At 34.8% G+C, this 24,292-nt stretch carries 41 protein-coding genes; all 41 read left to right on the top strand.

Features of this window, described 5'->3' with window-relative positions:
- Nucleotides 1-18 precede the first annotated feature (18 nt).
- The 41 genes from tuf (at nt 19) to gcvT (ending at nt 24,258) form a co-directional block, all read left to right on the top strand.
- A complete protein-coding gene (tuf, locus tag BLV68_RS05675) occupies nt 19-1,212 on the top strand; it encodes an elongation factor Tu (protein WP_093751704.1) in 1,194 nt (397 codons plus the stop codon).
- Nucleotides 1,213-1,641: 429 nt separating this feature from the next.
- Complete coding sequence (rpsJ, locus tag BLV68_RS05670; protein ID WP_093751702.1) at nt 1,642-1,959, top strand: 30S ribosomal protein S10; 318 nt, start codon at nt 1,642-1,644, stop codon at nt 1,957-1,959.
- Nucleotides 1,960-2,015: 56 nt separating this feature from the next.
- Complete coding sequence (gene rplC / locus BLV68_RS05665; protein ID WP_093751700.1) at nt 2,016-2,645, top strand: 50S ribosomal protein L3; 630 nt, start codon at nt 2,016-2,018, stop codon at nt 2,643-2,645.
- A gap of 25 nt (nt 2,646-2,670) precedes the next feature.
- Nucleotides 2,671-3,294 (top strand): 50S ribosomal protein L4, encoded by a 624-nt coding sequence (rplD, locus tag BLV68_RS05660; RefSeq protein ID WP_093751698.1) that lies wholly within the window; start codon nt 2,671-2,673, stop codon nt 3,292-3,294.
- The gene (gene rplW, locus BLV68_RS05655) at nt 3,294-3,584 is read left to right on the top strand and encodes a 50S ribosomal protein L23 (RefSeq protein WP_093751696.1); all 291 of its coding nucleotides are present in this window, start codon (nt 3,294-3,296) and stop codon (nt 3,582-3,584) included. The genes rplD and rplW overlap by 1 nt, the downstream gene beginning before the upstream one ends.
- A gap of 28 nt (nt 3,585-3,612) precedes the next feature.
- Complete coding sequence (gene rplB / locus BLV68_RS05650; RefSeq protein ID WP_093751694.1) at nt 3,613-4,443, top strand: 50S ribosomal protein L2; 831 nt, start codon at nt 3,613-3,615, stop codon at nt 4,441-4,443.
- Between the two features lie 28 nt (nt 4,444-4,471).
- Nucleotides 4,472-4,756, top strand: coding sequence for a 30S ribosomal protein S19 (gene rpsS / locus BLV68_RS05645; protein WP_093751692.1), 285 nt, complete (start codon nt 4,472-4,474; stop codon nt 4,754-4,756).
- Between the two features lie 20 nt (nt 4,757-4,776).
- A complete protein-coding gene (gene rplV / locus BLV68_RS05640) occupies nt 4,777-5,112 on the top strand; it encodes a 50S ribosomal protein L22 (RefSeq protein WP_093751690.1) in 336 nt (111 codons plus the stop codon).
- 17 nt (nt 5,113-5,129) lie between these two features.
- Nucleotides 5,130-5,810 (top strand): 30S ribosomal protein S3, encoded by a 681-nt coding sequence (gene rpsC / locus BLV68_RS05635; protein WP_093751688.1) that lies wholly within the window; start codon nt 5,130-5,132, stop codon nt 5,808-5,810.
- A 34-nt stretch (nt 5,811-5,844) separates the two neighbouring features.
- Nucleotides 5,845-6,288, top strand: a complete 444-nt coding sequence (gene rplP, locus BLV68_RS05630) for a 50S ribosomal protein L16 (protein ID WP_093751686.1) — start codon at nt 5,845-5,847, stop codon at nt 6,286-6,288.
- Nucleotides 6,278-6,484 (top strand): 50S ribosomal protein L29, encoded by a 207-nt coding sequence (gene rpmC / locus BLV68_RS05625; protein ID WP_093751684.1) that lies wholly within the window; start codon nt 6,278-6,280, stop codon nt 6,482-6,484. Before rplP ends, rpmC begins: the two co-directional genes overlap by 11 nt.
- A 6-nt stretch (nt 6,485-6,490) precedes the next feature.
- Nucleotides 6,491-6,745 carry a 30S ribosomal protein S17 gene (rpsQ, locus tag BLV68_RS05620; RefSeq protein ID WP_093751682.1) on the top strand — a complete coding sequence of 85 codons (255 nt, stop codon included), beginning with the start codon at nt 6,491-6,493 and terminating at the stop codon, nt 6,743-6,745.
- 28 nt (nt 6,746-6,773) lie between these two features.
- Nucleotides 6,774-7,142, top strand: a complete 369-nt coding sequence (gene rplN, locus BLV68_RS05615) for a 50S ribosomal protein L14 (protein WP_093751680.1) — start codon at nt 6,774-6,776, stop codon at nt 7,140-7,142.
- A gap of 15 nt (nt 7,143-7,157) precedes the next feature.
- Complete coding sequence (rplX, locus tag BLV68_RS05610) at nt 7,158-7,472, top strand: 50S ribosomal protein L24 (protein ID WP_093751677.1); 315 nt, start codon at nt 7,158-7,160, stop codon at nt 7,470-7,472.
- A 25-nt stretch (nt 7,473-7,497) separates the two neighbouring features.
- The gene (gene rplE, locus BLV68_RS05605) at nt 7,498-8,040 is read left to right on the top strand and encodes a 50S ribosomal protein L5 (RefSeq protein WP_093751675.1); all 543 of its coding nucleotides are present in this window, start codon (nt 7,498-7,500) and stop codon (nt 8,038-8,040) included.
- Nucleotides 8,041-8,057: 17 nt separating this feature from the next.
- Nucleotides 8,058-8,243, top strand: coding sequence for a type Z 30S ribosomal protein S14 (locus tag BLV68_RS05600; protein WP_093751673.1), 186 nt, complete (start codon nt 8,058-8,060; stop codon nt 8,241-8,243).
- Nucleotides 8,244-8,273: 30 nt separating this feature from the next.
- Complete coding sequence (gene rpsH / locus BLV68_RS05595) at nt 8,274-8,669, top strand: 30S ribosomal protein S8 (RefSeq protein WP_093751671.1); 396 nt, start codon at nt 8,274-8,276, stop codon at nt 8,667-8,669.
- Nucleotides 8,670-8,702: 33 nt separating this feature from the next.
- Entirely contained in the window at nt 8,703-9,242 is a 540-nt protein-coding gene (rplF, locus tag BLV68_RS05590; protein ID WP_093751669.1) for a 50S ribosomal protein L6, read from the top strand.
- Between the two features lie 16 nt (nt 9,243-9,258).
- Nucleotides 9,259-9,627: a 50S ribosomal protein L18 gene (gene rplR / locus BLV68_RS05585; protein ID WP_093751734.1), complete on the top strand. Its 369-nt coding sequence runs from the start codon at nt 9,259-9,261 to the stop codon at nt 9,625-9,627.
- Between the two features lie 17 nt (nt 9,628-9,644).
- A complete protein-coding gene (rpsE, locus tag BLV68_RS05580; protein ID WP_093751667.1) occupies nt 9,645-10,151 on the top strand; it encodes a 30S ribosomal protein S5 in 507 nt (168 codons plus the stop codon).
- A gap of 12 nt (nt 10,152-10,163) precedes the next feature.
- Complete coding sequence (gene rpmD / locus BLV68_RS05575; RefSeq protein ID WP_093751665.1) at nt 10,164-10,340, top strand: 50S ribosomal protein L30; 177 nt, start codon at nt 10,164-10,166, stop codon at nt 10,338-10,340.
- Nucleotides 10,341-10,361: 21 nt separating this feature from the next.
- The gene (gene rplO / locus BLV68_RS05570; RefSeq protein ID WP_093751663.1) at nt 10,362-10,808 is read left to right on the top strand and encodes a 50S ribosomal protein L15; all 447 of its coding nucleotides are present in this window, start codon (nt 10,362-10,364) and stop codon (nt 10,806-10,808) included.
- Nucleotides 10,809-12,092 (top strand): preprotein translocase subunit SecY, encoded by a 1,284-nt coding sequence (gene secY / locus BLV68_RS05565; RefSeq protein WP_093751661.1) that lies wholly within the window; start codon nt 10,809-10,811, stop codon nt 12,090-12,092.
- 19 nt (nt 12,093-12,111) lie between these two features.
- The gene (locus BLV68_RS05560) at nt 12,112-12,756 is read left to right on the top strand and encodes an adenylate kinase (protein ID WP_093751659.1); all 645 of its coding nucleotides are present in this window, start codon (nt 12,112-12,114) and stop codon (nt 12,754-12,756) included.
- Between the two features lie 83 nt (nt 12,757-12,839).
- Nucleotides 12,840-13,121 (top strand): KOW domain-containing RNA-binding protein, encoded by a 282-nt coding sequence (locus BLV68_RS05555; RefSeq protein WP_093751657.1) that lies wholly within the window; start codon nt 12,840-12,842, stop codon nt 13,119-13,121.
- Between the two features lie 30 nt (nt 13,122-13,151).
- Entirely contained in the window at nt 13,152-13,370 is a 219-nt protein-coding gene (gene infA / locus BLV68_RS05550) for a translation initiation factor IF-1 (RefSeq protein ID WP_093751655.1), read from the top strand.
- Nucleotides 13,371-13,387: 17 nt separating this feature from the next.
- Nucleotides 13,388-13,501 carry a 50S ribosomal protein L36 gene (rpmJ, locus tag BLV68_RS05545; protein WP_006555676.1) on the top strand — a complete coding sequence of 38 codons (114 nt, stop codon included), beginning with the start codon at nt 13,388-13,390 and terminating at the stop codon, nt 13,499-13,501.
- Nucleotides 13,502-13,553: 52 nt separating this feature from the next.
- Nucleotides 13,554-13,919, top strand: a complete 366-nt coding sequence (rpsM, locus tag BLV68_RS05540; RefSeq protein WP_093751653.1) for a 30S ribosomal protein S13 — start codon at nt 13,554-13,556, stop codon at nt 13,917-13,919.
- A gap of 24 nt (nt 13,920-13,943) precedes the next feature.
- The gene (rpsK, locus tag BLV68_RS05535) at nt 13,944-14,342 is read left to right on the top strand and encodes a 30S ribosomal protein S11 (protein ID WP_093751651.1); all 399 of its coding nucleotides are present in this window, start codon (nt 13,944-13,946) and stop codon (nt 14,340-14,342) included.
- A gap of 20 nt (nt 14,343-14,362) precedes the next feature.
- Nucleotides 14,363-14,986: a 30S ribosomal protein S4 gene (gene rpsD, locus BLV68_RS05530; protein WP_093751649.1), complete on the top strand. Its 624-nt coding sequence runs from the start codon at nt 14,363-14,365 to the stop codon at nt 14,984-14,986.
- A gap of 65 nt (nt 14,987-15,051) precedes the next feature.
- On the top strand, nt 15,052-15,999 hold the full coding sequence (locus BLV68_RS05525) for a DNA-directed RNA polymerase subunit alpha (RefSeq protein ID WP_093751647.1): 948 nt from the start codon (nt 15,052-15,054) through the stop codon (nt 15,997-15,999).
- Nucleotides 16,000-16,022: 23 nt separating this feature from the next.
- Nucleotides 16,023-16,364: a 50S ribosomal protein L17 gene (gene rplQ / locus BLV68_RS05520; RefSeq protein ID WP_093751645.1), complete on the top strand. Its 342-nt coding sequence runs from the start codon at nt 16,023-16,025 to the stop codon at nt 16,362-16,364.
- A 150-nt stretch (nt 16,365-16,514) separates the two neighbouring features.
- Nucleotides 16,515-17,351, top strand: coding sequence for an energy-coupling factor transporter ATPase (locus BLV68_RS05515; protein ID WP_093751643.1), 837 nt, complete (start codon nt 16,515-16,517; stop codon nt 17,349-17,351).
- Complete coding sequence (locus tag BLV68_RS05510; RefSeq protein WP_093751641.1) at nt 17,345-18,202, top strand: energy-coupling factor transporter ATPase; 858 nt, start codon at nt 17,345-17,347, stop codon at nt 18,200-18,202. The genes BLV68_RS05515 and BLV68_RS05510 overlap by 7 nt, the downstream gene beginning before the upstream one ends.
- Nucleotides 18,195-19,001 carry an energy-coupling factor transporter transmembrane component T family protein gene (locus tag BLV68_RS05505; protein WP_093751639.1) on the top strand — a complete coding sequence of 269 codons (807 nt, stop codon included), beginning with the start codon at nt 18,195-18,197 and terminating at the stop codon, nt 18,999-19,001. Before BLV68_RS05510 ends, BLV68_RS05505 begins: the two co-directional genes overlap by 8 nt.
- A gap of 11 nt (nt 19,002-19,012) precedes the next feature.
- Entirely contained in the window at nt 19,013-19,747 is a 735-nt protein-coding gene (gene truA / locus BLV68_RS05500) for a tRNA pseudouridine(38-40) synthase TruA (RefSeq protein WP_093751637.1), read from the top strand.
- Between the two features lie 158 nt (nt 19,748-19,905).
- The gene (gene rplM, locus BLV68_RS05495; protein WP_093751635.1) at nt 19,906-20,334 is read left to right on the top strand and encodes a 50S ribosomal protein L13; all 429 of its coding nucleotides are present in this window, start codon (nt 19,906-19,908) and stop codon (nt 20,332-20,334) included.
- 27 nt (nt 20,335-20,361) lie between these two features.
- The gene (gene rpsI, locus BLV68_RS05490; RefSeq protein ID WP_093751633.1) at nt 20,362-20,754 is read left to right on the top strand and encodes a 30S ribosomal protein S9; all 393 of its coding nucleotides are present in this window, start codon (nt 20,362-20,364) and stop codon (nt 20,752-20,754) included.
- 473 nt (nt 20,755-21,227) lie between these two features.
- Complete coding sequence (locus BLV68_RS15415) at nt 21,228-21,626, top strand: ATP-binding cassette domain-containing protein (RefSeq protein WP_159428623.1); 399 nt, start codon at nt 21,228-21,230, stop codon at nt 21,624-21,626.
- 431 nt (nt 21,627-22,057) lie between these two features.
- Complete coding sequence (gene cwlD / locus BLV68_RS05480) at nt 22,058-22,783, top strand: N-acetylmuramoyl-L-alanine amidase CwlD (protein WP_093751629.1); 726 nt, start codon at nt 22,058-22,060, stop codon at nt 22,781-22,783.
- A 377-nt stretch (nt 22,784-23,160) separates the two neighbouring features.
- Entirely contained in the window at nt 23,161-24,258 is a 1,098-nt protein-coding gene (gcvT, locus tag BLV68_RS05475; RefSeq protein WP_093751627.1) for a glycine cleavage system aminomethyltransferase GcvT, read from the top strand.
- Nucleotides 24,259-24,292: the final 34 nt, after the last annotated feature.

Genomic DNA, 24,292 nt, shown 5'->3' with positions numbered 1-24,292 from the left:
TATTAAGGAGGAATTCAGATGGCAAAGGAAAAATTTGAAAGAACGAAACCTCACGTAAATATAGGTACAATAGGTCACGTAGACCATGGTAAAACCACATTAACTGCAGCAATAACTATGGTATTAAATAAAAGATATGGGTCAGGACAAGTAATGAGCTATGAAAACATAGATAAAGCACCAGAAGAAAGGGAAAGAGGAATAACAATATCCACATCCCACGTTGAATACGAAACTCCAAATCGTCACTATGCACACGTAGACTGTCCAGGGCACGCTGACTATGTAAAGAACATGATAACTGGAGCAGCTCAAATGGACGGAGCAATTTTAGTAGTATCAGCAGCTGACGGTCCAATGCCACAAACTAGAGAACATATACTATTATCCAGACAAGTAGGCGTACCAAAGATAGTAGTATTCTTAAACAAGGCAGACATGGTAGACGATGAAGAATTAATCGAATTAGTAGAAATGGAAGTAAGAGAACTATTAAGCGAATATGAATTTGACGGAGACAATGCAAGCGTAATAGTAGGTTCTGCTTTAAAAGCAATAGAAGACCCAGATGGAGAATGGGGAGATAAGATAATAGAATTAATGGAAGCAGTAGACAGAGACATTCCAGAACCAGAAAGAGAAATAGACAAACCATTCCTAATGCCAGTAGAAGACGTATTTAGTATAACAGGAAGAGGAACAGTAGCAACAGGAAGAGTAGAAAGAGGAGTAATAAAGACAGGAGACAGTGTAGACATAGTAGGATTAACAGATGAATCGAGAACAGTAGTAGTAACAGGGGTAGAAATGTTTAGAAAGATACTAGAAGAAGCCCAAGCAGGAGACAATATAGGTGCATTATTAAGAGGAGTTCAAAGAGACGAAATAGAAAGAGGCCAAGTATTAGCAAAACCTGGAACAATTACTCCACATACAAAATTCGAAGCTGAAGTATACGTATTGACAAAAGAAGAAGGTGGAAGACATACACCATTCTTTAATGGATATAGGCCACAATTTTATTTCAGAACAACTGACGTAACAGGCAACATCGAATTACCAGAAGGAGTAGAAATGGTAATGCCAGGCGACAATGCTAAATTTACTATAGAGTTAATAACTCCGATAGCTATGGAAGAAGGATTAAGATTTGCTATTCGTGAAGGTGGTAGAACAGTAGGTGCTGGAGTTGTTACTAAGATTCTTGGGTAATAATTTTAAAAGAAGGGGACTAAAAGCTCCCTTTCTTTTCATATCTCTTGTTATTCAAAAAAATTAACAAACAGTATAAAAAAGACTTGAGTTTTTCTAAAATATGCTATAAACTATAGTAGTGTCCAAAAACTTTTATTTTTAGACATTGCGATGATACAAAAGGTTGCCCCGCACTCAATCCTATAAATAAATATTGTAATTAAAATATTTCTCAATCCCTTGTAAAATTAATTGTATCTGATTTGTTTATTGGATTGAGTGCGGGGGGAATTTTTGTTGAGAATGTCCGGTTTAAAATCGGGCGACGGGAATTGTCTTAAATGGCTTAGCTTTTATATAAAAAAAGTTACAACACACCCGGAAGTGTGTATCGGCAATTCCTTGTCGCATGTAAAAAACAACATGCGATAGAAGGAGGGAATTTTAATGTCAAATAAGAACAAACAAAAAATAAGGATTAGATTGAAAGCTTATGATCATGAGTTGCTAGACGCATCTGCACAAAAAATAGTTGAGACAGCTAAGAGAACTGGGGCTGACGTTTCTGGTCCAGTACCATTGCCAACAGATAGGGAAGTTATTACAATTCTACGTGCGGTTCATAAGTATAAGGATTCAAGAGAACAATTTGAACAAAGAACCCATAAGAGATTGATTGATATTCTCAATCCAAATCAAAAAACTGTAGATTCACTTATGAAGTTGAATTTACCAGCAGGTGTAGATATTGAGATTAAGCTATAATTTCTTAGAATGATTACCAAAGGGTAATCCGCTGTAAGATAATAGGAGGTGTAGAGATGAAAAATATACTAGGAAGAAAAATTGGAATGACTCAGATATTTAATGAAGATGGAGTTGTTATTCCAGTAACAGTTGTTGAAGCAGGTCCTGTTAAGGTAATACAAAAGAAAACTGTAGAAAATGATGGATATAATGCTGTACAAGTAGGTTTCGCAGATGTAAAGGAAAAAAGAGTTAATAGGCCTTTAAAAGGACATTTCGATAAGGCAGGAGTAGAATATAAAAGATATCTTAGAGAATTTAGAGTGGATAATGTAGAAGAATTTGAAGTTGGTCAGGAAATTAAAGTGGATGTATTTGAAGCTGGAGATAAAGTGGATGTTACAGGAATATCAAAGGGTAAAGGGACTCAAGGCCCTATCAAGAGACATAATTTCTCAAGAGGACCTGAAAGTCATGGTTCTAAATATCATAGGGGGCCAGGTGCTAGGGCAGCAGCTACTTTCCCGGCAAGAGTTTTTAAAGGTTCAAAACAAGCTGGTAGAATGGGAAATGAAAGAGTGACAGTCCAAAACCTTGAAGTGGTTAGGGTAGATGCGGATAAGAATCTATTATTGGTAAAAGGTGCCGTACCAGGACCAAAGGGTGGCTTGTTAATTATAAAGGAATCTGTCAAAAACAGATAAGAGATAGTAGAAAGGAGGAACTGGTATGCCTAAGGTGAATGTTTACAACATATTAGGTGAACAAGTAGGAGAAATGGAATTAAGTGATAATGTTTTCGGCGTTGAAGTAAATCAGCATGTGCTTTACGAAGTGGTAAAGAACCATTTAGCTAATAGAAGACAAGGGACTCAATCTGCTAAGACGAGGGCAGAGGTTAGAGGTGGAGGAAGAAAACCTTGGAGACAAAAAGGTACAGGTAGAGCTCGCCAAGGAAGCATAAGAGCGCCTCAATGGGTAGGCGGAGGAATAGTTTTCCCACCAAAACCAAGAGATTACAGCTACAAAGTTCCTAAGAAGGTTAAAAGATTAGCTATGAAATCAGCTTTAAGTTCTAAGGTCCTAAACGATGAGATAATAGTATTAGACGAGTTAAATTTGAGTGAACCTAAGACTAAGGAAATGGTTAAGATATTAGAAAATATAAAAGCTAACAAAAAAGCTTTAATAGTAATGGATGAGAAGAACCTAAATGTAATTAAATCAGCTAGGAATATTCCGAATGTAGAAACCGCATTGGTAAACACTTTGAATGTTTATGATATTTTAAACTATGATTCCTTTATAATCACTAAAGATGCGGTTAGGAAAGTGGAGGAGGTGTATGCATAATGCGTAATCCACACGACATAATCATTAGGCCTATAATAACAGAAGAAAGTATGAATGCTATGGCCGAAAAAAAATACACATTTCAAGTAGATAAAAGAGCGAATAAGTCTGAAATTAAAAAGGCTATAGAAAAGATATTCGATGTAAAAGTTGAAAAGGTAAATACCATGAACATGTTGGGAAAAGAAAAGAGAATGGGAGTACATGTTGGTAGGAGACCCAACTGGAAAAAGGCAATAGTAACTTTAACTGAAGATTCTAAGGAAATAGAATTCTTTGAAGGAATGTAGTAGTTTTTAGAAGAAGGAGGGAATAACATTGAGTATTAAAAAATACAAAGCAACTTCCCCAGGCATACGTCAAATGACTGTTTCCGACTTTGCAGAGATAACCAAAAGAGAGCCTGAAAAGTCTTTGGTTGTTACCTTGAAGAAAACAGGTGGAAGAAACTCTCAAGGGAGAATTACAGTACGCCATAGGGGAGGCGGAGCTAAGAGAAAGTATAGAATCATAGATTTTAAGAGGGATAAAGACGGAATTCCAGGAAAGGTTGCAGCTATAGAATACGATCCAAATAGGACAGCCAGAATTGCATTAATACATTATGTTGATGGTGAAAAAAGATATATACTTGCTCCAAACAAATTAAGGGTTGGAGATGTTATTGAATCTGGAGAACATGCAGATATTAAAATAGGCAATGCTTTACCTCTTAGAAATATTCCGGTAGGTACTACTGTTCATAATGTAGAGTTAAGTCCAGGAAAAGGAGGCCAACTTGTAAGATCTGCTGGCTCTGAAGCTCAACTAATGGGTAAAGAAGGGAAATATGCACAGTTAAGATTACCTTCAGGAGAATTTAGATTGGTTCTATTAGATTGCCGTGCAACTATTGGGCAAGTAGGAAATGTTGAACATGAAAACTTAACATTAGGCAAAGCGGGAAAAAGCAGACATAGAGGTAGAAGACCTCATGTTAGAGGTAGTGCTATGAACCCTGTAGATCACCCACATGGTGGTGGAGAAGGAAGGGCTCCAATTGGTATGCCATCGCCTTTAACTCCATGGGGTAAACCTACACTAGGATATAAAACTAGACCTAAGAACAAGAAATCGGATAAATATATTGTGAGAAGAAGGAAAAAGTAGCTAACGATGTCTGAAAGGAGGAATAATAATGGGTAGATCTTTAAAGAAAGGTCCCTTTTGTGATGACCATCTTCTAAAGAAGATAGAAGAATTAAATAAGAAAAATGAGAAAAAAGTCATTAAAACTTGGTCTCGTCGTTCCACCATATTTCCTCAAATGGTAGGTCATACTATTGCAGTTCACGATGGAAGAAAGCATGTACCCATATATATAACAGAAGATATGGTAGGACACAAGCTTGGCGAATTTGTACCTACTAGAACATTTAGAGGACACGGTGATAAGACTGAAAGGTCAACAGCACTTAAATAGATATAAAGGAGGGAATGAGGATGGAAGCTAGAGCTGAAGCTAAATATATAAGGATTTCACCTTTGAAGGTTAACTATATATGCAAAGAGATTAGAGGAAAACATGTAGATGAAGCTTTGACAATCCTTAGATTTACACCTAAAAAGGGTGCAAGAGTCCTTGAAAAAGTGTTAAATTCTGCTATCGCTAATGCGGAGAACAATTTTAATTTAGATAGAGATAATTTATATGTTAAGGAAGCTTATGCTAATGATGGACCTCAGCTTAAAAGATGGAGACCTCGTGCGAGAGGAATGGCTTATCCAATATTGAAAAGAACTAGTCATATTGGAGTGGTAGTAGAAGAAAGAGAGTAGAAAAGGAGGGATAGATAATGGGTCAAAAGGTTAATCCACACGGTTTAAGGGTTGGAATAATTAAGGACTGGGATTCTAAATGGTTCGCAGATAAGAAGAATTTCAACGATTATCTAATAGAGGATTATAAAATTCGAGAATATATTAAGAAGAGCATGTTTATTGCAGGAATCTCAAAGATTGAGATAGAAAGAGCAGCTAATCGAGTAAAGGTTACTATTCATACTGCAAAACCAGGAATGGTAATAGGAAAAGGCGGTACAGGTGTAGAACAATTAAGAAAAGATGTTGAAAAGATGACTAAAAAGGAAGTAATTATTAATGTGGAAGAAGTAAAGGTTCCCGAGCTAGATGCTCAGTTGGTAGCTGAAAATATTGCTTCTCAGCTAGAAAGAAGGGTTTCCTTTAGAAGGGCAATGAAACAAGCAATACAAAGGACCATGAGAGCAGGAGCAGAAGGAATAAAGACTGCTGTATCCGGTAGACTTGGAGGAGCAGATATGGCTAGAACTGAAGGATACAGTGAAGGAACTATACCTCTCCAAACTTTGAGAGCAGATATAGATTATGGATTTGCTGAAGCCGATACCACCTATGGAAAATTAGGAGTAAAGGTATGGATATATAAAGGAGAGATTCTTCCTACTAAAAAAGTAGATGAAGATGAAAAAAAAGATGAAGAGGATTTAACAGAGTAGTATATAAATAACTTGTAGGAAGGAGGAAGGTAAAATGTTAATGCCTAAAAGAGTAAAATTTCGTAGAGTTCATAGAGGAAGAATGAAAGGAAAAGCTACTAGAGGTAATAAACTTACTTACGGAGAATATGGATTGCAAGCTCTTGAGCCAGCATGGATAACTTCAAATCAAATAGAAGCGGCAAGACGTGCTATGACCAGATCTGTAAGAAGAGGCGGTAATATCTGGATTAAAGTATTCCCGGATAAACCAGTTACTGAAAAGCCAGCTGAAACGCGTATGGGTGCTGGTAAAGGTTCACCAGAATATTGGGTAGCAGTTGTAAAACCAGGAAGAATATTATTTGAAATGGGTGGAGTATCAGAAGAGGTAGCAAGAGAAGCGATGAGATTGGCGGCACATAAATTACCAATTAAGACTAAATTTGTCACTCGTGAAGATGGAGAAGAAAAGGGTGGTGAAGCTAATGAAGGCTAAGGAAATTCGCCAGATGTCAGATAAGGAATTAGAGGCAAAACTATTAGATTTAAAAAATGAGTTGTTTAATTTGCGATTTCAATTGGCCACAGGTCAATTAGACAATCCCATGAGGATAAAAGCTGTTAGAAAAGATATTGCTCGGATAAAAACCATCGTTAGGGAACGAGAATTAGGTATAGGAAAGGAGGTTTAACCTCAGATGGATAGAGGAAATCGTAAGGTAAGAGTAGGTTATGTAGTAAGCGATAAAATGGATAAAACTGTTGTAGTTGCTGTAGAGACTTTTGTAACCCACCCTTTATATAAAAAGCAAATAAGAAGAACTACAAAGTTTAAAGCCCATGATGAAAACAATGAATGTAAGATTGGAGATTTAGTAAGAATAATGGAAACTAGACCATTAAGCAAGGAAAAACGCTGGAGAGTTATGGAAATAGTAGAAAAAGCAAAATAGTCCTTATGCCTGGAAAGGAGGTATTCTAATGATTCAAACTGAAAGTAGATTAAAAGTTGCAGATAATTCAGGTGCGAGAGAGCTATTAGTTATCAGAGTATTAGGAGGTACTAATAAAAAATATGCTAATATTGGAGATATAGTAGTTTGCTCTGTTAAAAGTGCAACACCTGGAGGAGTTGTAAAAAAAGGACAAATTATCAAGGCTGTAGTCGTTAGAACAAAACATGGTGTAAGAAGAAGTGATGGATCCTATATTAAATTTGACGACAATGCAGCAGTTATTATAAAAGATGATAATAATCCTGTAGGAACTCGTATTTTTGGGCCTGTAACAAGGGAATTAAGAAGAGGAAACTTTATGAAGATAATATCCCTAGCACCAGAAGTTCTATAAGAGGAGGTGTAGAATATGCATGTGAGAAGCGGAGATACTGTAATAGTTATTTCTGGAAAAGATAAAGGTAAAATAGGCAAAGTACTAAAGGTATTTCCTAAAGAAAATAGAGTAATTGTTGAGGGCGTAAATATGATTACAAAGCATATGAAAGCCCAAGGTCCAAACCAACAAGGTGGAATAATTAAAAAAGAAGGGCCAATCCATGCTTCAAAAACAATGTATTATTGTGAGAAGGATAAGACTGGGGTAAGAATAGGCCATAAATTTTTGGATGATGGCACTAAAGTTAGGATATGTAGAAAATGTGGAGAAGTATTAGATAAATAACTGGCATTGAAAGGAGGTAATAAATATGGCTTCCAGACTAAAAGAGAAGTATAAAAATGAAGTCGTACCAGCTTTGATGGAAAGATTTCAGTATAAGAATATTATGGAAGTTCCCAAATTGGAAAAAATAGTATTAAATATGGGTATTGGAGGAGCTAAAGATAATCCAAAAGCTTTAGAATCTGCTGTAAACGAAATGGCACTAATTTCCGGCCAAAGACCTGTAGTAACCCATGCAAAAAAATCCATAGCTAATTTTAAATTGCGTGCAGGTATGAAGGTAGGAGTTAAAGTAACCTTAAGAGGAGATAAAATGTATGATTTCTTAGATAAACTTATGAATATTTCACTACCAAGAGTTAGAGACTTTAGAGGGGTAAGCAGTTCTTCCTTTGATGGTAGAGGGAATTATGCATTAGGAATAAGAGAACAATTAATATTCCCAGAGATAGATTACGATATGGTGGAAGGCATTCGAGGAATGGATATAGTCATAGTTACAACTGCTAAGACAGATGAAGAAGCGAAGGTGTTTTTAGAGCTAATGGGTATGCCTTTTAGAAAGTAAAGAAGGAGGGGAAGAATTTGGCAAAGAAATCGATGATTGCTAAGCAAAAGAGAAAACCCAAATTTAGTACAAGACAATATAATAGGTGTAAAATTTGCGGTAGGCCTCGCGGTTATCTTAGAAAATATGGAGTATGTCGTATTTGTTTTAGAGAATTAGCATATAAAGGCCAAATCCCTGGAGTTAAAAAAGCCAGTTGGTAGTATTAAGGTTATGAAAGGAGGTAGCTAATTATGATGACTGACCCAATTGCAGATATGTTAACAAGAATAAGAAATGGTAATAATGCAAAACATGATACTGTTGATATTCCTGCCTCAAACATCAAGAAGGAAATAGCACAAATCCTACTAGATGAAGGGTATATAAAAGGCTTTGATGTAATAGATGATGGGAAACAAGGGATTATTAGGATCGAATTAAAATATGGAAAGCATAATGAGAAGGTATTAAGCGGAATTAAGAGGATATCCAAGCCAGGATTAAGGGTTTACGTTAAAAGTGATGAAATACCTAGAGTTTTAGGTGGGCTTGGAATAGCAATTCTTTCAACTTCAAAAGGCATTATGACTGATAAAGAAGCTAGAAAAGAAGGAGTAGGCGGAGAGGTTCTTTGTTATGTATGGTAACAAAGGTAATTTACAGGAATAGGAGGTGCACTTATGTCAAGAATAGGATTGAAGCCAATAGATATTCCAAAAGGTGTTGAAATAAAATTAGATACAAAAAATCATATAGAAGTAAAAGGGCCTAAAGGAGTTATAAAGGATCAACTAAGTTCAGAAATGGAAATAAAAATTGAAGATAATCAGATCTTCGTGAATAGGCCATCAGATGATAAGAAACACAAGTCATTACACGGATTAACTAGGACATTAATTGCCAATATGATCGAAGGGGTGACTAATGGTTACTCTAAGAAACTAGAAATTCACGGTACAGGATATAGAGCTCAAAAACAAGGAAAGAAATTGATTTTGAACTTAGGATATTCTCATCCAATAGAATTAGAGGACCCAGAGGGAATTGAAGTTGAGGTACCAGCAGCCAATCAAATTATTGTAAAAGGAATAGACAAACAAAAAGTTGGTAATTATGCAGCAGTAATTAGAGACTTTAGGAAACCAGAACCTTACAAAGGCAAAGGTATTAGATATGCTGATGAATATGTAAGGCGTAAGGTTGGTAAGACTGGTAAGTAGAAGGGAGTGAATGAAGTTGTTAAAAAAGGTAAGTAGAAATGAAATGAGAAAGAATAGACATTTAAGGATTAGAAAAAAAGTTTATGGAACTCCTGAAAGACCAAGATTAAACGTTTATAAAAGTAACAATCATATCTATGCTCAAATAATAGATGATATAAAAGGACATACTTTGGCATCAGCTTCAACTTTAGATAAAGAACTAAGGGGAGAATTAAATTCAACTAAAAATGTGGAAGCAGCAAAACTAGTAGGCCAATTAATAGGTAGAAGAGCCCTTGAAAAGGGAATCAAAGAAGTAGTATTCGATAGAGGTGGATATATTTATCACGGAAAGATAAAAGAGCTTGCAGAAGGAGCTCGAGAAGCTGGTCTTAAATTCTAGGAAAAGGAGGGAAATAAATGGAGCGTTCATATATAGATTCAAATGAGTTAGATTTAAAGGAGAGAGTTGTTAGCATAAATCGCGTTACCAAGGTAGTTAAAGGTGGTAGAAACTTTAGATTTAGTGCCCTTGTAGTAGTTGGAGATGGAAATGGGCATGTGGGCGTAGGAATGGGTAAAGCTTTAGAAGTTCCAGAAGCTATTAGAAAAGCCATACAAGATGCTAAGAAACATATTATTAAGGTTCCACTTGTAGGTACAACTATTCCTCATGAAATAATAGGAGTTTTTGGTGCAGGAAAGGTCTTACTTAAGCCATCTAAGGAAGGTACGGGAGTTATAGCCGGTGGACCAGTACGTGCAGTTTGTGAGTTAGCTGGCATTAGAGATATAAGAACTAAATCTTTAGGATCTAATAATCCAAGGAATGTGGTTAATGCTACTATTGAAGCTTTAAAAAATTTAAAGAAAGTAGAAGATGTTGCTAAGCTAAGAGGAAAGACTGCAGATGAAATAATAAGCTAGGAGGGGAGTATAGTGGCTAAGATTAAGATTAAATTGGTTAGATCTATTATTGGAAGACCAGAAAAACATAGAAGGACTATAGAAGCTCTTGGACTTAGAAAGATTGGGCAGGTAGTAGAAAAAGAAGATACTCCTCAAATTAGAGGTATGATAGCTCAAGTAGACTACATGGTTGAAGTAACAGAATAATCTTTTAAGGAGGTGTTACCAATGAAATTACACGAATTAAGGCCAAGTGCTGGAGGAACTAAGAAACGCAAAAGAGTTGGTAGAGGTACTAGCTCAGGTCATGGGAAAACTTCTGGTAGAGGGCATAAAGGACAAAAGGCAAGGTCTGGAGGTGGAACAAGACCAGGTTTTGAAGGAGGTCAAATGCCACTTATAAGGAGATTGCCAAAGAGAGGCTTTACTAATATATTTGCAAAGGAATATGCTATTATAAATGTAGAAGACTTGAATAGATTTGAAGAAAACACAGTTGTAACACCAGAATTGTTAATAGCTAATGGGGTAGTAAAAAGAGGCAAAGCTATAGATGGTGTAAAGGTATTGGGGGATGGAGAAATAAATAAAAAACTCACTGTAAAAGCCCATAAGTTTAGCAAAACAGCTGCTGAAAAGATTGAGGCTGCAGGGGGAAAGGTAGAGGTGATATAGATGATTTCAACCTTGAGAAATGCCTGGAAAATAGAGGATATTCGAAAAAGAATCATCTTTACTTTATTAATGCTTTTAGTCATAAGGTTAGGTTCAAGTATTCCAGTGCCATATATGGATAGGGATATAATCAGGCAAATATTTGAACTAGGCCAAGCAGGAGTATTAGAGTTTCTTGATTTAATGGCAGGTGGAACCTTTAGTGAGTTTAGTATTTTTGCATTGAATATTTATCCCTATATCACCGCTTCCATAATAATTCAGTTATTGACAATTGCCATTCCGAGACTTGAAGAGATAGCTAAGGAAGGAGAGGCTGGCAGAAAGAAAATAGCTCAATGGACCAAATATGGTGCTGTAATATTAGCCATTATACAGGCAATAGGTACTACTTTTGGTTTCTTCAATAGGGCTCTTGTTGCACAGGGGCCATTACAAACTGCTATAGTAATAATATCTTTAACAGCAGGAACTTCCTTTTTAATATGGATTGGAGACCTTATTACTGAAAAAGGCATTGGAAATGGTATTTCTCTAATAATTTTTGTTGGGATTATTTCCAAGCTCCCTTCTGAATTTCTGAAGCCAATTGCATGGGCTAGAATGGGAGTTTTAGATGCCCTTAGTATAGTTAAATTGGTACTATTTGTAATAGTTGCCTTAGTAATAATTGCAGTAGTTGTAGCTTTACAAGAAGGGGAAAGAAGAATACCTGTTCAATATGCAAAGAGAGTTGTAGGTAGAAAAATGTATGGTGGGCAAAGTTCACATATACCTTTAAAGGTTTCTATGGCAGGAGTTATACCTGTAATATTTTCTACCTCATTACTGGCGTTCCCACAAACATTAGCTCTTTTCTTCAAAGGAGAGCCTTCAGAATGGATAACTAAGTATTTGACAGTACAAGGTAGTGTGGGAATATGGGTTTATTCTATATTGAATGTATTGTTGATCATATTCTTCACATATTTCTATACAGCTGTTCAATTTAACACAGTTGAATATGCTAAAAACTTACAACAATATGGTGGATTTATTCCAGGAATTAGACCAGGAAGACCAACTTCCGACTATTTAAATAAGGTAATATCAAGAATAACCTTTATAGGTGCTATATCCTTAGCTGTAATAGCTTCACTGCCAATCATATTATCTCATCTGTTTAAGATGAATGTTAATTTCGGTGGTACTGCTATTATAATAGTAGTTGGGGTAGCATTAGAAACTGTAAAACAAATAGAGTCTCAAATGTTAATGAGGCATTATAAAGGATTCTTGAAATAATTTATAGGGGATGATCTATATGAGACTAATATTACTAGGACCTCCTGGAGCGGGTAAAGGCACTCAGGCATCGGCTATAGTTAAAAAATATGATATTCCCCATATTTCAACTGGCGATATTTTTAGAGATAATATAAAAAGGGGAACTGAACTAGGCTTAAAAGCCAAATCCTATATGGATCAAGGGCTATTGGTTCCCGACGATTTAGTAATATCTATTGTTAAAGATAGATTGCTTGAAGGTGATTGCAAAAAGGGTTTCCTTTTAGATGGATTTCCTAGGACCTTGGCTCAGGGAGAAGCCTTGGATGATGTATTAGCGGATATGGATTTAAAGCTTGACAAGGTAATAAATATAGATGTGGAAAAGGAAGTATTAATAGAAAGGGCTGTAGGAAGAAGGGTATGTAAAAGCTGTGGCTCAACTTATCATGTTAAGTTTAGTCCACCGAAACAAGAAAATATATGTGATAAATGTGGCGAAGAATTGTTCCAAAGGGATGACGATAAGAAGGAAACCATAGAGAAGAGAATCGAAGTATATTTAGAACAAACCAGGCCCTTAATTGATTATTATACCGAAAAAGGGTTAATATTAAATGTAGATGGCTCTAAGTCAATTGACTCTATTTTCCAGGATATTATAAATTCCTTAGGAGATTAGGGGAAAAGTTAGAGAAGGGGAGAGCCTTTCTCCCTTGGCAATATGACAGCTCGTCTAACTAAGCTTTTAAAGAGGTGAACTTAATGGATTCAACTAGTGACATAACCATCGGGCAGGTGGTTAAGTCAAGGGCTGGTCGTGATAAAGGTAGAGTTTTCTTGGTATTAGAAATTTTGGATGATAAGCACGTTTTAGTAGTAGATGGCGATTTAAGGAAATTGGATAAGCCAAAGAAGAAGAAGGTAAAACATCTAACGGTTTATAATACGGTGTTAACAGAGTTGAAAGATAAATTGGATAATAATATAAAGATCAATAATGCCTATATTAGAAGATTGTTAGAACCTTTCAATAAGAGTTTCTAAAATCGTTAAAATAGGAGGTTCGATAATTGAATGTCTAAAAAAGATGTCATTGAAGTGGAAGGTACAGTAGTGGATGCCTTACCAAATGCCATTTTTAAAGTGAAGCTGGATAATGGCCATGAAATTTTAGCCCACATTTCTGGAAAGCTAAGGATGAACTATATTAGAATACTTCCTGGAGATAAAGTAACGGTAGAATTGTCACCTTATGATTTGACTAGAGGCAGAATAACCTGGCGAAACAAGTAGCATAGGAGGGAGATTAGATGAAGGTAAGACCATCTGTAAAGAAAATTTGTGAAAAATGTAAGATCATTAAAAGAAAAGGAAGAGTAATGGTAATTTGTGAAAACCCAAAACACAAGCAAAAACAAGGCTAATTCAGGATTTGGTTTCAAATTTATGAAGATACTATGGGAGGTGTAAATTGTAATGGCAAGAATTGCAGGTGTTGACCTACCTAGAGATAAAAGGGTAGAAATCGGTTTAACCTATATCTATGGAATTGGTAGGTCCAGAGCAAATGAAATATTAAAGAAAGCAAACATAGATCCAAATACAAGAGTAAAGGATTTAACAGAAGCTGAAGTTAATGCTATTAGAAATATAATTGACCACAACTATCGTGTAGAGGGAGATTTAAGAAGGGAAATTGCGTTAAATTTAAAGAGATTGAGAGAAATTAATTGTTATAGAGGGATTAGACATAGAAGAGGACTTCCAGTTAGAGGACAGAGAACAAAGACTAATGCAAGAACTAGAAAAGGTCCCAAGAGGATTATAGGCAAGAAAAAATAGAGGTGTATGAAGGAGGGAAGTAAAGTGGCAGCAAAGAAAGCTAGAGCAACTCGTGTTAGAAGAAGAGAACGTAAGAATATAGAAAGAGGGCAAGCCCATATTACATCGACTTTTAATAACACCATGGTAACTTTAACAGATTTACAAGGTAATGTTATTTCATGGGCAAGTGCAGGGCAATTAGGCTTTAAAGGTTCAAGAAAATCAACACCTTTTGCAGCTCAACAAGCGGCAGAAGAAGCTGCAAAAAAAGCTATGGAACATGGCTTGAAAAGCGTTGAAGTATACGTTAAAGGCCCTGGTTCAGGTAGAGAAGCTGCTATAAGATCTCTTCAAGCCACAGGCTTGGAAGTTAGTTTAATTAAAGATGTTACTCCAATACCACATAATGGTTGTAGACCACCAAAACGTAGAAGAGTTTAATATAGGAGGTGTGAGGATAGATGGCTAGATATACAGGTCCAGTATGTAGATTATGTCGTAGAGAAGGACAGAAATTATATTTAAAAGGCGATAAATGTTATACTGATAAATGCCCAGTTGCTAGGAGAAACTATGTTCCAGGGCAACATGGACAATCGAGAAAAAAAGTAACAGAGTATGGTTTACAGTTAAGGGAGAAGCAAAAAGTTCGTAGATTCTATGGTATTCAAGAATCACAAATGAGGATGTATTTTGATAGAGCAGATAAGATGCCAGGAATTACAGGGGAAAACTTGCTGAAACTATTAGAGCTAAGATTTGACAACACAGTATATAGACTTGGATTTGCATCATCCAGAGCTGAAGCAAGGCAATTGGTTAGACATGGGCATTTCACAATTAATGGAAATAAAGTTGATATCCCTTCAACCATTTTGAAAGTTGGAGATGTAATCGAAGTAAAGGCAAGGAGTAAAAATAGCCCTAAATTTAAGGAATTAGTTGAGAATCATCGAGGAAATACCGTTAGATGGCTAGAAGTGAATCCTGAAGAATATAGGGGTAGAGTTGTAGCTGAGCCTACAAGGGAAGATATCGATATTCCAATACAAGAACACTTAATTGTAGAGCTATATTCAAAATAATAATTATAATAGAATCAGTCACCCTCGTCCTTTGATAACAAATTTAATAAGGAGGGTTAATGTTAATGATAGAAATTGAAAAACCAAGAATAGAGATTGTGGAATTGAGCGAAGATAACACTTATGGGAAATTTGTTGTCGAGCCTCTTGAAAGAGGATATGGTACTACCTTAGGAAATGGACTAAGACGGGTATTGTTATCGTCTTTACCAGGGGCAGCCGTATCCTCTATAAAGATTCAAGGAGTTTTGCATGAATTTTCTACAGTGCCAGGTGTTTTGGAAGATGTTCCAGAAATGATATTAAACATTAAAGGAATTACTGCTAAGATGTATACGGATGAACCTGTTACCTTGAGATTGGAAGTGGAAGGTCCACAGGTAGTAACAGCAGGGGATATTATCACTACTCCCGATGTTGAGATACTTAATAAAGATCACTATATAGCAACTGTAAATGAAGATGGTAAATTATATATGGAACTGGAAATGATAAGGGGGAGAGGGTATAGAACTGCTGAAAGGAATAAAAAGGAAGGACAATCGGTAGGAGTAATACCCATTGATTCCTCTTTTTCTCCTGTGAGGAAGGTGAATTTTTGGGTAGAAAATACAAGGGTAGGCCAATTTACTGATTATGATAAGTTAACCCTTGAAGTGTGGACTAATGGCTCCATGAAACCTGAAGAGGCAACTTCTTTAGGGGCTAAGATACTTACCGAGCACTTGAATCTATTTATTGGCTTAACAGACCATGTTAATGATGTGGAAATAATGGTAGAAAAAGAAGAGGACAAAAAAGAGAAAGTTTTAGAAATGACAGTAGAAGAATTAGACCTATCGGTAAGAAGTTACAATTGTTTAAAGAGAGCTGGAATTAATACAGTTGACGAACTAACTCAAAAAACTGAAGATGATTTAATGAAGGTTAGAAATTTAGGTAAAAAATCTTTAGAGGAAATTCAGGAAAAGCTTGCTGAATTAGGTCTAAGTTTAAAAGAAATAGATGATTAGCAGGATATGAAGGAGGGAGAGATATGGCTACATTGAGAAAGCTTGGCCGCCGTACAGATCATAGAAAAGCAATGTTGAGAAATCAAGTAACAAGCCTTTTAAAACATGGAAGAATTGAGACAACAGTTACAAGAGCTAAAGAAACTAGGAGAATGGCTGAAAAGATGATAACCCTAGGTAAAAGAGGGGATTTACATGCTAGACGACAAGCATTAGCGTATATTTACGATGAAGACGTGGTAAAAAAACTATTCGATGAAATTGCTCCCAAATATGCCGATAGAAATGGTGGATATACTAGAATATTAAGACTAGGTCCTCGTAGAGGAGACGGTTCAGAGATGGCAATTCTAGAATTAGTATAGTGGATAGGGGATTAAGTAAGGAAGACTTTAGTCTTCATTGTAAAATACTTAGTCCCTTTTTTTCAATGAGTAATGATAGATGTCCATTGTCAATTAAATAGCTTTGTGTTATATTAAGTAATGGAAATAAATGAAAGCTAGGAGATAAAAATGTCGGAAGATATCATTAGAATAGAAAACGTCACATATAAGTACAATTCTGTTGGAGAAGATAGCCAGTTAACTGCAATTAAAGATATAAATATATCCGTAAAAAAAGGTGAATACTTGGTAATATTAGGACATAATGGTTCTGGCAAATCTACTTTAGCCAAGCTAATGAATGGCCTATTACTACCTACTAGAGGAGATGTATATGTAAAAAATATGAATACCAAGGATGCTAACAAAATTTGGGAAATAAGAGAAACAGCTGGTATGGTATTCCAAAACCCTGATAACCAAATAGTAGCAACAATTGTAGAAGAAGATGTTGCCTTTGGCCCAGAAAATCAGGGAATTCCTCCAAAAGAGATAAGAAAACGAGTAGATGAAGCATTGGAAATTGTGGAAATGTCAGAGTATAAAAAGCATGCTCCCCACTTACTTTCTGGGGGTCAAAAGCAAAGGGTAGCAATTGCAGGGATTCTTGCTATGAGACCTGAATGTATAATATTAGATGAACCTACGGCAATGCTGGATCCCATTGGAAGAATTGAGATAATAAATACAATTATGAAGTTAAATAGAGAGGAAAAAAAGACTATAGTTCATATTACTCATTTTATGGATGAAGCAGTAGAAGCAGACAGAATACTTATTATGGAACAAGGGAAAATAGTTATGGAAGGAAGCCCTAGGGAAATATTCAGTCAGGTAGAAAAAGTTAAAAGTCTTGGACTAGATGTTCCGCAGGTAACTGAGCTGGCTTTTGAATTGCGGAAAGAGGGCATTGATATACCAACAGACATATTAACCATAGAGGAATTGGTGAAAGCCTTATGTTAATAAAATTGGAAAATGTTAGTTATGTATATAATCCAAATACCCCTTTTGAGAGGAAAGCTTTAGACAATGTAAATATAAGCATTAATGAAGGTGATTTTGTCGGCCTTATTGGGCATACGGGTTCGGGAAAATCCACCTTGGTTCAACACTTAAATGGCCTTTTAAAGCCTACATCTGGGAAGGTAATTGTTGATGGAGTGGATATAACTAAAGAAACTAATTTAAAGGATATAAGGCAAAAGGTAGGCTTAGTATTCCAATACCCTGAGCACCAATTATTTGAAGAAACCATATATAAGGATATAGCATTTGGGCCCAAAAATTTAGGGTTGAAAGAAGAGGAAATAGAAGAACGAGTTATAAGAGCCATGGAATTGGTAGGATTAGATTATGAGAGCTTAAAAGATAGGTCTCCCTTTGAACTCAGTGGCGGACAGAAAAGAAGGGTAGCTATTGCAGGTGTTTTAGCAATGAACCCTAAAGTTTTAATCTTAGATGAGCCTACAGCAGGTCTTGATCCCAGGGGAAGAGATGAAATTTTAGGCAGACTAGAAATCCTACACCAAGAAGGTATTACCATTATATTGGTCTCCCACAGCATGGAGGATATAGCTAGATTAGTTAATCGAATAATTGTAATGCATAAGGGGAAAATAGCAATGGAAGGTGAAACGAGAGAAATATTTAAGCAAGCAGATAAATTAACTGAATTGAGCTTAGGTATCCCACAGGTTACATCTTTTATGAGAGAGTATAAGAATAGAGGGAATCAGGTTAAAGATATAGTGCTTACTGTGAAAGAGGCCAAGGAAGAAATAATAAATTATTTAAGGAGAAGAGGAAATGCTTAAGGATATTACAATAGGTCAATATTTTCCAGGAGATACTTTTGTCCATAGACTTGACCCTAGGATAAAAATATTAATAGTGATGATGTTTATAGCTTCTTTGTTTTTTATAAAGACCTTTAAACCCTACTTACTAATTTTAGTCTTCTTACTCTTTTCCATTTGGGCCTCTAAGGTACCCTTTAAATATGTATTAAAGGGATTAAAACCTCTTATGCTAATAATAGGGATAACCTTTGTTATAAATTTACTGCTAACGAAGGGAGAAGTATTATTCGAAATAGGGCCTTTGACAATTACTAAAGAGGGACTTAGCCAAGCGGTATTTATGGCTTTAAGGTTAATCTTTTTAATAACCGGTACTTCTCTACTCACTCTTACTACATCACCAATAGCCCTTACTGATGGGATAGAAAAGCTATTATCTCCTTTTAAGAAAATTGGTTTACCAGCTCATGAATTAGCCATGATGATGACTATAGCATTGAGGTTTATTCCTACACTTATGGAGGAAACGGATAAGATTATGAAAGCTCAAATGGCTAGAGGTGCAGATTTTGAAAGTGGGAACATTATCAATAGGGCCAAGAATTTGGTACCACTACTGGTTCCGCTATTTATAAATGCTTTCAGAAGAGCAGATGAGCTGGCTATAGCTATGGAGGCTAGATGCTATCGTGGAGGAGAACATAGAACTAGGTTGAATGAGTTAAAACTGGATAATAAGGATGTATTGACCATCATTTCTATGACTATATTCTTTGGGTTTATAATCATTAATAGATATATCCAATTGATATAAGAGGTAGTAATATGATCAATATTAAGCTTACTATTCAGTATGAGGGTACTAATTATTGTGGTTGGCAAAAGCAAAAAAATGGCAATAGCATTCAAAAGGAAATAGAAAGAGCAATTAAAGAGGTTACAGGAGAAAATGTAAATTTAATTGGTTCTGGAAGAACCGATAAGGGAGTACACGCAATAGGACAGGTAGCAAATTTTTTAACCAATACCAGTATTCCACCGGATAGAATTAAATTTGCATTAAACAATATATTGCCTGAAGATATTAGAATAATAGAGTCGGAAGAAGTAAATATAAATTTCCATTCTAGGTATGATGCCATTGGAAAGAGATACAAATATGTTATTTACAGTAGCCAAATCGGAAATCCGCTGTATAGGAATTTTGCTTACCATGTGCCATTTGCTTTTGACATTGAAGAGATGAAAAAGGCAATGAAATTTTTTATAGGCACCCATGATTTTTCTGCATTCATGGCATCAAATAGCGGTGCAAAGTCTACCATTAGAACTATTGACAAGTTTTTTCTTGAAAAAAAGGATGACCTAATGGTTTTTACTATAGAGGGAAATGGATTTCTATATAATATGGTAAGAATAATAATAGGAACTTTAGTAGATGTAGGCCGAAAAAGATTTAAAAGCGATGAGATACCTCATATCATAAAATCAAAAAACAGGCGGTTTGCTGGACATACAGCACCTCCAGAGGGACTTTATTTGGTAAAGGTATTTTATTAAACATAGAAAATATCAATTGTTAAATATAAAGCATATAATGGAGTGTTCCTTTCAAAATACGTATTGACATTGATATTGCCTTGTATTAGAATATATTAGAGTGTTTTAAAAAGCCCCGGAACTTTTTATAACCAACGTTGGAACAAGGAGGGAATAAGATGAAGAGCTATATGGCTAACCCAAATGAGATAGAGAGAAAATGGTACGTTATAGATGCAGAAGGTAAAGTTTTAGGTAGATTGGCTTCAGAAGTAGCTTCTATATTAAGAGGCAAGAACAAGCCTATATATACTCCTCACGTAGATACTGGGGACTATGTAATAATTATAAATGCAGACAAGGTTAAATTAACAGGAAAGAAATTAGACCAAAAGGAATATAGATACCATTCAGGTTATCCTGGTGGATTAAAATCTGTACCATATAGAAAATTGATGGATAAGAATCCAGAAAAAGCTATTCATTTAGCCGTTAGAGGAATGCTTCCAAAGAACAGACTTGGAAGAAAAATGATCAAAAAATTAAAGATATATAGCGGTTCAGAACATAATCATGAAGCTCAGAAACCAGAAGTATATGAATTTTAATTGAGCCTAAAGAAGGGAGGACTGTAAGTGGCTAATGTACAATATATAGGAACAGGAAGAAGAAAGACCTCAGTAGCTAGAGTTAGATTATTACCAGGTACAGGTAATATTATAATAAATAAAAGAGACATTAATGAATACTTTGATTATGATACACTAAAAGTTCTTGTTAAAGAGCCTTTAGTTATAACTGATACATTAGACAAATATGATGTATTTGTAAATGTTAAAGGCGGCGGATTTACTGGGCAAGCTGGAGCTATCAGACATGGTATCGCAAGAGCTTTAGTAAATTCTAATGAAGAGTTAAAGCCTATATTGAAGAAAGCTGGCTTCTTAACAAGAGATCCAAGGATGAAAGAGAGAAAGAAATACGGTCTAAAGAAAGCAAGAAGAGCACCTCAATTCTCAAAGAGATAATATGTTGTTTCATTACACACGAGTTTGTTTACAATTACAAAGTTTGCTTATCGCAAGCGCCAACCGTCAGGGGGGAGAATTCCCTTTGGCGGTTTTTTGTTGTGTAAAAAAGCATATAAGAATGTATAAATTATTAAATCCGGACGCAGTTTTAATCCCTCGTAAGCCTGTATAACTCGTATGTGTAGGTGGTTTCGATATTTCCTCCCGTAGGTTATACCCTGCGTATGAATACTCATTACCTTCCACGAGCAAACTTTGTCATTCTTCACTGCTCACGAGCAAACTCGCTTGTAATTTTCTCATTTTTTATATCTTTTTTTATATTTTTTAAGGTAATAAAACCCGCGAGCAAACTTTGTCACTACAAGGGAAGAAAATGGGAGAAGCCTTGCAACAACTACATTTTTAATGTTATATTTGAGCTAGTATCAATTATAATGAATTTTACTTGTTTATGCATATGGATACTTATGTATTACAATAATAATATTACTTTAGGAATGCTTTTAGTCTTATTTAGTTTTACTCTTACTTTTAATACTATTATTAGTGATGAACTAAATAAGAAATCAGAATATGTAGATATTATTTCTGACCATAGGGCTTATAAAGATATATGCTTCAATAAAACTGAAAGACAGTATCTGAAAAATTCAGTTATATATGGAAGCTATAAAATATATTTTGATGATATCTGGTTCAAATATCCAAATAATGATGACTATATCATCAGGGGCTTTACATGTACATTTAGTTTAAACAAGAGCTATGTTATTTTGGGTCCAAATGGATCTGGCAAATCAACATTGATTAAGCTTATGTTAGGACTATATAAACCTATCAATAGATGCGTGTACTTGTACGAGTAATTGTCAGGGTGATGTTTTAAACTAAATAATAATGAAAGGTGTCTATATTCAACCTAAAAATCTACAATATATTAATTTTTATTTTAAAGAAAATTTGTCTAAAAAGGACAGAAAGTATATATCAATTCATATGAACGAATTGATAATTTTTTCAAACTTCAATTAGATAAAGAGGTAGATGTTTTTGTTCATGGAGGAAGGTTTGATATAATAAAAATAGTTTAAGCTATGGGAGTTCGTTTCCCAAAATTACTCATGTTCATTACTTAAAATTCAATAGGAGGTTGTCTAAATTGAAGGAAAAGGATAATAGATATCTATAAGAATATAAGCGCCAGGTTGAAAATAAAATCTGGCGTTTTTATTTTGCTAAGTATTAGGAATAAGCTAAAAACTAAAACAATATATTTCAATATAAAGGAGGGATAATATTGGTATTTTATATAAAGAAAAGTCATTTAAAGATTATACTATTTCTTATTTTATTAATACCGATATTAATAATCCTTCGGAAAAATCAGACGAAGGCTGTATACAATAATTCAATGAAGAACATGATAATAGGAATAGACCCAGGTCATGGAGGAGTAGATCCTGGAGCTATAGGTGTAAGTGGCATAAGAGAAGATGAAATAAATCTGAAAATTGGATTAAAATTAAAAAAATATATAGAGGAAAATGGAGGGAAGGTTATAATCACTAGAAAAACTAAAGATGGATTGTATACAGATAAATCCAAAAATATTAAAGAGATGAAAACTGAAGATTTACATAGGAGGAAAGAAATAATAGAAAAAGGAAATTGTCACTTATTAGTATCCATCCACTTAAATGCTTTTAAAGATCCCAGATACTATGGAGCTCAGGTTTTTTATAAAAAAGGCGATGAAACTAGTGCAATACTTGCAAATTTTATCCAAGATGAATTGAGAGACACGTTGGATAAAGATAACAGGAGAGTACCACAAGAAAGAGACGATATATTTTTGTTAAATGAGATGGATATACCTTCCGTCCTAGTCGAATGCGGATTTCTATCAAACCATAAGGAGGAGAAGTTACTTAATACAGAAGAATATCAAGAAAAAATAGCTTTCGCCATTTATAGAGGAATAATGAAGTATTTTAATCACGGGATAGGAGAATATAGCTTTTAATGTGGATAAGTATTGTGGATAAATGTAAATAATGTGGACAATTAGCTAATTATGTAAACACCTAATTATATATCTGGGCAATTAGGTAATAGATTAAGTTTACATAAGTTATCCACTTGATACTGTGGATAATGTGGGTAAGGTGGATAACAGGAAAAGTTGGTTCCAGTATAAAAAAATTTTGTCAAAAAAATAACATATTTCTCTCCTTTGTTGATTCACCGTATTGCATTCCTTATTTTTCTTTTGTATAATAAAGACGATGATATTTTTTGAATTCCTTTTTTTACATAAGCGACTTCTGATACAAAAAAGGAATTTAGGGTAACATATAGGATGTACCCATTTAAGTGTAAAATTAAGGAAGGAGTGGTTAAATGGTAGCAAAGAAAACTCCCCTTTACGATGAACATGTAAAGCTTGGGGGAAAAATTGTTGAGTACGCAGGATGGTTCCTTCCAGTACAATTCGAAGGATTAATTCCAGAACATGAAGCTGTAAGAAATGCAGTAGGAATATTTGATGTATCTCATATGGGACAAATCTTTGTTAAAGGAAAAGATGCACTAGCTTATTTACAGTACTTATGCACAAACGATATTTCAAAAGCAGAAAAAAATCAAACCATCTATGCTTTATTCTGCTATCCTGATGGGGGAGTAGTAGATGACTTTTTAGTTTATAAGTTTGATGAAGAAGAATATCTTTTAGTAGTTAACGCTGCTAATACTGAAAAAGATTTCAAGTGGATGATTGACAATAAAAAAGATTTTAATATCATTATTGAAAACAAATCAGATCAATATGGAGAAATTGCTATACAAGGCCCCAACTCTGAAAAGGTTTTACAAAAGCTTACCGATACTGACTTATCCAATATTAAACCTTTCTATTTTGAACCTAAAGTCGATATAATGGGCATAGAATGTATAGTTTCAAGAACTGGTTACACAGGAGAAGATGGATTTGAAGTATATGCACCAGTTGATGAAATCGCAAAGATTTGGAATGCTTTATTGGAGAAGGGTCAAGAAGAAGGAATTAAGCCATGTGGTTTAGGATGTAGGGATACCCTTAGATTTGAAGCTGCAATGCCCCTATACGGAAACGAAATATCTAAGGATATTAATCCATTAGAAGGCGGATTGAAGTTCTTCGTTAAATTGGATAAAGAAGAAGATTTCATTGGGAAAGAAGCATTGAATAAACAGTGGGAAGAAGGCTTAAAGAGAAAAGTTGTAGGTTTTGAGTTGTTGGGAAGGGGAATTCCAAGAGAGGGCTATGAAATATATAAAGATGGCAAAAAAATTGGTCATGTAACTACAGGATATATGTCACCAACTCTTAAGAAGAGCATAGGAAATGCTTTGGTAGATATCAATGAAACTGAAATTGGCAATGAATTCGAAATAATGATTAGAAATAAACCTGTTAAGGCTAAAGTAATTAGTAGAAAATTTTTAAAAAATAAATAATTAAGAATAAAAGACAAATAATAAATAATTAGTA

The organism is Tepidimicrobium xylanilyticum, assembly GCF_900106765.1.
GTDB classification, from domain to species: domain Bacteria; phylum Bacillota; class Clostridia; order Tissierellales; family Tepidimicrobiaceae; genus Tepidimicrobium; species Tepidimicrobium xylanilyticum.
The sequence above is the reverse complement of the archived record's forward strand: the minus strand, read 5'-3'. Positions and strand labels throughout refer to the sequence as shown.